This window comes from Microvirga massiliensis (genome assembly GCF_001006805.1).
GTDB lineage: Bacteria > Pseudomonadota > Alphaproteobacteria > Rhizobiales > Beijerinckiaceae > Microvirga > Microvirga massiliensis.
Map to the genome: position 1 here is coordinate 413,441 of NZ_LN811356.1, position 8,927 is coordinate 422,367.

The following is an 8,927-nucleotide window of genomic DNA, read 5'->3' on the forward strand; positions in this document are numbered from 1 at the left end:
CCAGCTACTTGGGCAGGAGCTGGAAGTTGTAGCGCACGGCTGCCTGACACCGCGTTGATCGCATCGCCTGTGCCGTGCGACCGGGCGATCAGGATCCTGCTTCTTCTCATGGAGAATACGAGGTATTTTCCTTGGTAGGATCCGCATCAACGCCGACCCTGTGCGATCCGGATCGATTCAGGAGCGCGCCTCAAGGCCAGCATCGCAAGAGTTCCGATTAATGGGCCCGGCGCAAGGATCAGAAACGCCCATTGCCAGCTACCGAGCCATTCCGCTGCCATAGGAACAAGGCCTATCGAGATAACGGTTAAGGCAAAGCCGAGGCCAAGCTGCAGGGCAAGGGCGGTCCCCACGAATGCCTGATCTCCCACTTCGGTGACGATCGCAGAGAACTGAGCGGAATCGCCGATGACTGAAATGCCCCAAATGGCAGCCAGGAGGATGAACAGCCATGAGGGACCATCGAAAGCAAAACCGATCAACACGGCACAACTGCCCGAGACCGTCATCATGAGTGCTGTTGTAGCGGTGCGGCCGATTCGGTCGGCCAGATAGCCTCCCAATATGCTGCCCGCGATACCTGACGCTACAACGCCAAATGTCAGCAGGGAGGCTGTCGCTGCATCATAGCTGTCCCATGTGCCGAGTGCTGCCTGGGCAAAGGCAAGAAACCAACCCCACATTGCGTAGAGTTCCCACATATGCCCGAAATAGCCTATATTCGCGAGCGCTACGGGCCGGCTTCGCAAGACCCTTCCGATCTGTCTCGGGTCGAAAGCCGCGCGGGAGAAGCTGAAGGGTCCCTCATGGGCATAGCACCACATGAGGAACGCCCCTCCAAGCGTCATCAGCGATGTGCTGAACACAACCACGCGCCAGTCCAGCCCACCGCTGAACGCCCGCAAGAGATGAGGGAAGGCAGATCCAAGCGTCAAAGCCCCAATGACGCAACCCAGCGCGAATCCCCGCCCGCTCGTGAACCAAGTGGAAACAAGCTTGAGTGCGGGAGGATACACACCTGCGAGTGCAACTCCCGTCACGAAACGCAGAGCAATCGCGGTTTCGGGAGTTGAAACAAAGAGCAGCATTGCGTTTGCTACGGCAGCAAGTGTTGCGGCGCCCGCCATCAGAGCACGGGCTGAGAGAATATCTGGAATGTTAAACAGGCTGGCGCCTAAAGCCCCGACGACAAAGCCTATTTGAACGGCATTCGTAAGCCATGCGGCTGCGGAGTCGCTAAGGTTCCACACTGACATGAGTTCCGGCACGATTGCCGTCGCCGAAAACCAAGTTGTCATTGAGAGAACAATTGCGCCGCTAAGTATTGCGAGAGTCCGCCAGCGGCCATCTACCGCTACCTTGCCGGCAGTGGGAACTGAAACATCCATTTTATCCTCCCTCGCAAGCGGGACGATCCGGCGCCCCGCACTTTAGGGGCGCCACGTAGACCGTGGCGGTGCCGCTGAGACACTCCTCGCCTTGAGCGTTGACGACACGAGTGCGGAGTTCACAGATAGGTTTGTCGTCCCGGACACTGACGATCTCGACCTCGCCCATGATTTCTTCGTCAACGCCAACTGCTTTGACGAACCGCCATGACACGTTGAGGAACACAGTACCCGGACCCGGCAAGTCCTCGGCCACCAAGGCGTTCAGAATTCCGGATGTCACCCCGCCTTGCACAATGAGCCGCCCAAAGACCGAAGCTTCGGCTAACTCGCGGTTATAATGCAGCGGATTGAAGTCGCCTGTAATCTCGGAAAACAGATGGACATCGTTCATCGTTACCTGACGGCTGCGCCATGCGCGTGCGCCGACTGCCGGCTTGCCGTAAATCGTCCGGTCCCAAATGTCCGAGGTGCCAACTCCCATCATTCAGTCTCCAGGGGATTAGAGCGCGAGGTAAGTCGGCGCTCGCTTTTGAACGTCGGGTCAAAGGCCGGAATCGGGGGGCGAAGAAGTTTGCGGCATCTTACGCCGACAGTGCGCCTGCATTTTTGTTCGTAAGCGGCGAACTGAACATACTGTATAGCGTCATTTTGGATGAAATTCCGGCAGCTTAATAGGCGGACTATTGCAGTTTTACGGGCAACAGTTTGCCGTTATTCTAAACTGGCTCTCGAGGTTGTGCCGTATTCACACTTCAGAGCGGATGCCAAAGCTTTGGAATTCGGGTTGCGATTTATCAGCATTGGCCTGAAGAATCGCTTTGATGTTTGTTCTGCAGACATATATTTTACCTGAGAGCATGCAGGTTCTCTGCAAGGTTGATGGTTTTACCAGTGAGGAATGTTCCTGTGCCCCGTCCTTCCAAGTCTCCCCGATCCGCGAGACACGAAACGTCCTCGGGAGTTACGGTGAGCTATAATAGCGATGTTGTACCGACCGGTCCATACGCAAAACGCGAAAATGGAGCAGAGGAGGTTGGACTGGGCGGGGAGTCGGCGGCTGCGTTGCAAAAACGCGAGCAGATACAGCGCATTGCTGCGCAGCTTTTCGCAGGAAACGGTTACCGTGCAACCGGCGTTGCGGAAATCGGTGATGCTGTCGGCCTCGGGCGCGGGGCTTTGTACTATCATATCGGAAGCAAGGAAGATCTCCTCTTCAGGATTTCCGCGAAATACATGGAAGAACTGGTCGAATCGGGCCGAAGAATTTTAGAGGAGCCCGATCCATATGACAGAATAAGGATGCTCAGCCGCTACTTGATGAGGACGATTTCCAGCAACCTGGCTGAGATGACCGTCTGCTTTCGCGAAGTGGATGCGTTAACAGGGGAAAGGCGCACAATCGTTTCGCGCCTTCATCAGGACTACCAGGATATTTGGCGAGAAACTCTGCGCGACGGGGCTGAGAAAGGCCATTTCCGGGAGCTTCCCTTGGTGGCTCTAAAGGGAATTTTGGGTATGTATTTCTATAGCTTTCTGTGGCTTCGAGCTGATGGAAAGCAGAGTGCAGACGAAATTGCAGAAATCTTTTCGGATATGGTTTTCTCGATTGTCGAGCGGCGGAAAGGTCGCCGGGCGGCTATATGATCACGGACTCAGTGGCGCTGCGCTCCGCCACTGAGTTCCTTGGCCGGCCTCATGCTTCCATAGCTCGTAGATGAGAGGCGCTTGGCTGCTACGACACAGGCCCGACTTCCCTCGAGCGGACGAGTCTGAATCTGACCATCGAGATTTCGATTTTGCAGATTCTCTCCCTGCTCAAGATCGCTCAGAATTAATCGGCGCCTTGCCGCCCGGATATTGCACCGCAGCACGCAAAATTATTTTTTATCCTTGCACCAAAAATTAGCGTGGGTATATTCCGTTTGGACTGGTCGGTACAGACGTGATCCAAGGATGGCGGATGCTCAATTGAAGGCTTTGCAGCTGACGGCCCGGCGGTGAAACCGCGATCCCGGCCTCATCCGAAAGAGATAGGTCGGCTCTTGAATGAAAAATAGCCGCGTCTGCAGAGCATGCGGCCTGCCATGAACTGGGAAAACGGAGGAAACATTGACTGCTTGTGGCTCCCCACTGCGGTCCCCGGAATCGATGCGGAGGACCTCGCTCTCGATGCGGCTCAAAATTGGAAGCCGCCGACAGGAAATCGTTGGATCCTCCTCGACCGGCTTGTGAAGCTAAAACTTTCCTGAGAACCAAAAATCATCCAGTGAAGGAGCTATATTGTGAAGTCCCGGATCATACTCAATGCATTCGACATGAACTGCCCGACTCATCAGGCTGCCGGCACGTGGCGGCATCCAGATAACCAGGCCTGGCGGTACAAAGATCTGGAATATTGGACTGATCTCGCAAAACTTCTTGAGCGCGGATATTTCGACTCCCTGTTCATGGCAGATGTTGTCGGCGTCTATGATAATTACCGTGGATCGGCAGAAGTCTCCTTGGCCGATGCCGATCAGGTTCCTGTTAACGATCCGGCCATCCAGGTCTCTGCCATGGCTGCGGTCACGAAGCACTTGGGCTTCGGTGTTACATGCTCTCTGACTTACGAAAAGCCTTATCTGCTTGCGCGGAGATATTCTACTCTCGATCACTTGACGAAGGGGCGCGTCGCCTGGAACGTTGTTACGTCCTACTTGTACAGCGCTGCAATCAATCTTGGCCTTGACAAGCCTGTCCCCCACGACGAGCGCTACAATCTGGCGGACGAATTTCTTGACGTGACCTACAAGCTCTGGGAGGGCTCGTGGGAGGACGATGCAGTCATAAGAGACCGCGAGCGCGGCATCTTCACAGATGGCGCCAAGGTTCATCCCATCCGCCACAAAGGACAATATTATTCAGTCCCCGGCATCCATCTTTGTGAGCCTTCGCCGCAGCGCACCCCTGTCATATTCCAGGCTGGCGCTTCCGGGCGTGGCCGAGAATTCGCCGCCAAGCACGCTGAAGGCATTTTCATCCAGCCTGGCACGGTCGAGCAGGCGCGGGAAGTGACCGATGACCTGGCGAAGCGCGCCATGCAGTTCGGCCGCACGCGCGACAAGTTCAAGATCTTTACTCTCCTGACCGTGATCACTGCGGAAACCGACGAGGCTGCTCAGAAGAAATACGAAGGCTATTTGTCCTATAGCAGCGGCGAGGGAATGTTGTCGCTCTTCAGCGGTTGGACGGGCGTCGACTTCTCGAAATACGATCCGGATCAGCCGCTCGAAGCGGTAAATAATGACAACAGCATCCGGGCATTGCTTGAGCTTCTGGTCAAAATTGACCCGAACCGCCGATGGACTCCGCGCGACATTATCAAGCACCGTAGCATTGGTGGGCTTGGTCCGGTTCTGGTGGGCGGGCCAAAGAAGATTGCCGACGAGCTTGAGCGCTGGGTCGACGAGGGCGGTATCGATGGTTTTAACCTCGCCTACGCGATTACGCCCGGTACATTTGAGGACTTCATCGAGCACGTCGTGCCTGAACTGCAAAGACGCGGGAGAGTCAGGACTGCTTATGAGGGGAACACGCTCCGCGAAAACCTGCTGGATTCCGACAGCCCGAGAGTGGATGACACTCATCCCGCGGCACGCTATCGCGGCGCGTATACCGGGGCGGAGAGTGTAGCGGACAGCACTGGTCCGTCACCTTTCGCTAGCCTGATAGCGGCTGAATGAAGTCACAGGAGGGGGTGGGCCTGCGGCTCGCCCCCTTGCTCCAGGTGCGCTGGTGCAGAGGCTCGATTTTTAAAACTGCTTCCTGTTGGACCCTCCGCATTATCCGTGACTCAACTCTTCCGGATCTTTGATATAGACCGGTCGGTACATAAACCGGGAATACTACCCGATGGCCCTTATGGTTCGCGTTAACGGCAGCCCACGTCGGAACTCCCGCACTTCAGTCCTTATCGACGCGGTTGGGGACGCGATCGCTGCCGAACTAACTCTCCAAAATGCGCGAATTGATTTTTCAAGTGTCGGTCCGGAAATCCTGAGTGCTCTGGTGCGTGACCGTCTTTCTCCGGAAGGCGAGAGGGCAGTGCAACTCGCCGAATGTGCAGATTTACTTATCGTTGGCACCCCTGTTTACCGCGCAAGTTATTCCGGCATCCTAAAGCATTTTTTTGATATGGTGGATAAGGATGTGATGCGTGGACGTATTGCCGTGCTCGTAGCCACGGGGGGCACTCCGTTGCACGGCCTCATGCTCGAGCACCAGCTGCGGCCGCTAATGGCGTTCTTTTCGATGCATACGGTGCCGACGACGCTTTACGCTGTGGAATCCGATATTTCCGACGGGCGAATCGTGAGTCCAGCCATTGTTGAGCGTGTAAACCGCGCCGCACGCGAGGCTGTCGCCATGCTGCTCGGCAGGCAGGGGGATCCCGATGCCTATGGAGGAAATTCCATGCGCCGCCGCCATAATCGTCCGACGTCGTTCGACGAAGAAGCGCGCAGGCTGCCCGGATAAAGAGGGCAGACATGAGCACCAACCCGACACGACCGATGAAGTTTGCCTATTGGGTCCCCAACGTCAGTGGCGGCTTGGTTGTAAGCAGGATTCCGCAGCGGACCGAGTGGAATCTCGACTATAACGTCCTGCTCGCGCAGACAGCAGAAAAGGCGGGATTCGAGTACGCGCTTACCCAAATTCGGTTCGCCGGGAGCTACAGCGCCGAGTACCAGCACGATTCCCTGATTTTTTCGGCCGGTATTCTCGCAAAAACCGAAAAGATAAAAATCATTACAGCAATCCTCCCAGGGATCGACCATCCTGCAGTCGTGGCCAAGCGCGGTGCGACCGCTGATCAGATTTTCGGCGGGCGGTGGGCCATCAATGTTGTGAGCGGCTGGAACCGCCGCGAGTTCGACATGCTCGGGGTTCAATGGCTCGAGCACGACGAGCGTTACAGCCGCTCGCGCGAATTTGTCGAGATCCTGCGCGGCTCATGGAGCCAAGATCACTTCAGCTATGTCGGAAAGTATTGGACGTTAAAGGATTATCCGCTTCGGCCAAAGCCTCTTGCGCTTCCCGGCCGTCCGATGCCGGAAATCTTTCAGGGTGGAAATTCCTTGGCAGCCCAGAAAATGGCCGCAGCGGTCTCCGACTGGTACTTTATGAACGGCAACACGCTGGAAGGCCACAAAGAGCAGATCGATCACGTCGCCAAGCTCGCCGCAGCTAACGGGCGTGCACTCAGGTTTGGTGCGAATGCATTCGTAATCGCCCGTGAGACCGAGCAGGAGGCTTGGGACGAGCTTGAGCGCATCGTGCAGAGCGCGGACGCCACTGCTGTTTCCGATTTCCAGGAAGCGGTCAAAGAGGCCGGTCTCGCTACGGCTGAGAAAAAGGGTATGTGGTCGAGCGCCACCACCCGGGACCTGGTTCAGTATAACGAAGGATTCAAAACTAACCTGATCGGCACTCCAGAGCAGATCGCCGAAAGGATCTATAGTTTACGGAGAGTTGGAGTTGATCTCGTTCTCTGCGGCTTTCTGCATTTCCAAGAAGAGCTCCGTTTCTTCGGAGAGCGCGTCGTTCCGTTAGTGCGTGAACTGGAAAGCGCGGGCGGTGCGAGAGAGCCGGCTATTCCTGCCGCGTTAATCTCGCCGTTGGGCGGCACGCATATTAGCCACTCCTAATCGAAATGACGCAGGCATTGTGTGGACTGAGGAACTCGACCCCATGAACTTCATGGCGATGCCACGTGTTGGGCAGGAATTAAGTGACACTTCCGAAATAATTTGGGAGGCGCAGGCGGGCCGGCCGTTCATTCTGATCGATGACGAGGATCGCGAGAACGAGGGTGACATAGTCGTTCCTGCTCAGTTCGCCTCCGCCGAAATTATCAACTTCATGGCGCGTTATGGCAGAGGTCTCATCTGCCTCGCGATAACTCAAGAACGGGCTTCGAAGCTGAGGTTGTCTCTCATGGCCCGGTCGGGCGAGGCGCGGCATCAGACAGCTTTCACGCACTCTATTGAGGCCCGTCACGGAGTGACAACAGGTATCTCCGCTGCCGATCGTGCACACACGATAGCGGTCGCCATCGACCCGGAGGCCACTGCGGAGGACATCGTAACTCCCGGACACGTTTTCCCTCTGATTACAAAGGAAGGTGGCACTTTTGCAAGGGCCGGTCACACCGAGGCCGCGGTTGATGTTGCGCGCCTTGCGGGGCTTAACCCTTCCGGCGTGATCTGCGAGGTGATGAACGACGACGGAACGATGGCGCGATTGCCCGATCTTCTGCGGCTTGCACATCTGCACCGCCTCAAGGTCGGCACAATTGCCGATCTCGTCGCTTATCGACTGCGCGCGGAGCGCCTTGTAGATCGGATCCTCACGTCGACTTTTGATTTTCCCACGTTTGGCGAGTGGGAGTTGCTCATATATAGAGACAAGATTGAAGGTGGCGAGCATATTGTGCTCACGAGGGGCAATCTCGAGGCCGCCGCCAGTGTTCCCGTGTACATGCACGTTGCTGATGCGTTCAGCAACATGCTGCTGGCATGTGAAGGCGGATCTCTCCATGATGCGATGCGCCGAATTGCAATCGAGGGTTGCGGCGCTGTCATGTTCGTCGCCGGCGATAAGATTGGCGTATCGGAGCGCATTAGTGACACCAACGCGCCTTCAATGTCCAACACGCTTCAAAGATCTCATGTCGCTGCGCAGATCTTGGTCGACCTCGGTGTCCGCGGTGTGACGTTGCTCTCCAAAACAATAGCCGAAAGTGGCGACTTTGCGGAATATGGATTGAGAATTACGGATGTCCGGTGATTGGGCAGCCGCAGGAAGTTACCTGTTAGAAATGGAGGAAACCATGGAAGGCCTGTTAAACAATGAAATAAGTGCATCCGGCGGTCTCATTGGCCTGAGAGAACCCGTCGACACAAATAAATTTCGCCAAGTAATGCGGAAACTCGCAGGAAGCGTCACCGTCATTACAACAGAGAATGGTGGTCAGCTCTATGGCTTCACCGCAACTGCGGTTTGCAGTGTCTGCGCGGAGCCGCCCACGCTACTGATCGTAGTGAATCGTTCGGCAAGAACGCATCCGCATATCTGGCGCAAAGGCGCATTTGCAGTAAATGTTCTGGCGGATAACCAGAAAGACGTCGCAGAACATTTTGCCTCTAAAGGTGATTGTCAGTTCTCCGCCGTGGCTTATTCGAGGATGGAATCAGGTGTTCCTGTCATTCAGGGTGCCGCCGCCTACATCGAGTGTGAGGTTGAGCAGACGTACGACGTAGGAACCCACACAATCTTCATTGGCCGTATCGTCGAGACGGGAGCGGAGGAGGATACGCCACTGATTTATTATGACGCTCGGTATGCCCGTGCATCGAGCTTGTAACCCTTTTGCAGGTCAGGAATTAGTTTGCGACCTCGGACAGAGTCGGGCGAGCTGTTGACAACAGCACCGGGCGATGAGGCTTCGGCTGACCCGTGGCTGAGGCCACCTGGCAATCCGTATCAGACGTTTAG

8 protein-coding genes are annotated in these 8,927 nt (G+C 56.0%); 6 read left to right on the forward strand and 2 right to left on the reverse strand.

What is annotated here, in order from left to right:
- Window positions 1-146: 146 nt before the first annotated feature.
- Entirely contained in the window at window positions 147-1,388 is a 1,242-nt protein-coding gene (locus BN1233_RS22385; protein ID WP_046865793.1) for an MFS transporter, read from the reverse strand.
- A 1-nt stretch (window position 1,389) separates the two neighbouring features.
- Complete coding sequence (locus BN1233_RS22390; RefSeq protein ID WP_244470784.1) at window positions 1,390-1,875, reverse strand: MaoC family dehydratase; 486 nt, start codon at window positions 1,873-1,875, stop codon at window positions 1,390-1,392.
- 482 nt (window positions 1,876-2,357) lie between these two features.
- On the opposite strand from BN1233_RS22390, the gene BN1233_RS22395 reads away from it, so the two are divergent.
- The 6 genes from BN1233_RS22395 to BN1233_RS22425 all read left to right on the forward strand — a co-directional run bounded on the left by BN1233_RS22395 (window position 2,358) and on the right by BN1233_RS22425 (window position 8,796).
- A complete protein-coding gene (locus tag BN1233_RS22395) occupies window positions 2,358-3,035 on the forward strand; it encodes a TetR/AcrR family transcriptional regulator (RefSeq protein ID WP_244470783.1) in 678 nt (225 codons plus the stop codon).
- A 638-nt stretch (window positions 3,036-3,673) separates the two neighbouring features.
- Entirely contained in the window at window positions 3,674-5,113 is a 1,440-nt protein-coding gene (locus BN1233_RS22405; protein ID WP_147707427.1) for an LLM class flavin-dependent oxidoreductase, read from the forward strand.
- Window positions 5,114-5,282: 169 nt separating this feature from the next.
- The gene (locus tag BN1233_RS44850) at window positions 5,283-5,906 is read left to right on the forward strand and encodes an NAD(P)H-dependent oxidoreductase (protein ID WP_074078336.1); all 624 of its coding nucleotides are present in this window, start codon (window positions 5,283-5,285) and stop codon (window positions 5,904-5,906) included.
- An 11-nt stretch (window positions 5,907-5,917) separates the two neighbouring features.
- Window positions 5,918-7,078: a dimethylsulfone monooxygenase SfnG gene (gene sfnG / locus BN1233_RS22415; RefSeq protein ID WP_046865797.1), complete on the forward strand. Its 1,161-nt coding sequence runs from the start codon at window positions 5,918-5,920 to the stop codon at window positions 7,076-7,078.
- A gap of 43 nt (window positions 7,079-7,121) precedes the next feature.
- A complete protein-coding gene (gene ribB, locus BN1233_RS22420) occupies window positions 7,122-8,219 on the forward strand; it encodes a 3,4-dihydroxy-2-butanone-4-phosphate synthase (protein ID WP_046865798.1) in 1,098 nt (365 codons plus the stop codon).
- A complete protein-coding gene (locus tag BN1233_RS22425; RefSeq protein ID WP_048708509.1) occupies window positions 8,209-8,796 on the forward strand; it encodes a flavin reductase family protein in 588 nt (195 codons plus the stop codon). The genes ribB and BN1233_RS22425 overlap by 11 nt, the downstream gene beginning before the upstream one ends.
- Window positions 8,797-8,927: the final 131 nt, after the last annotated feature.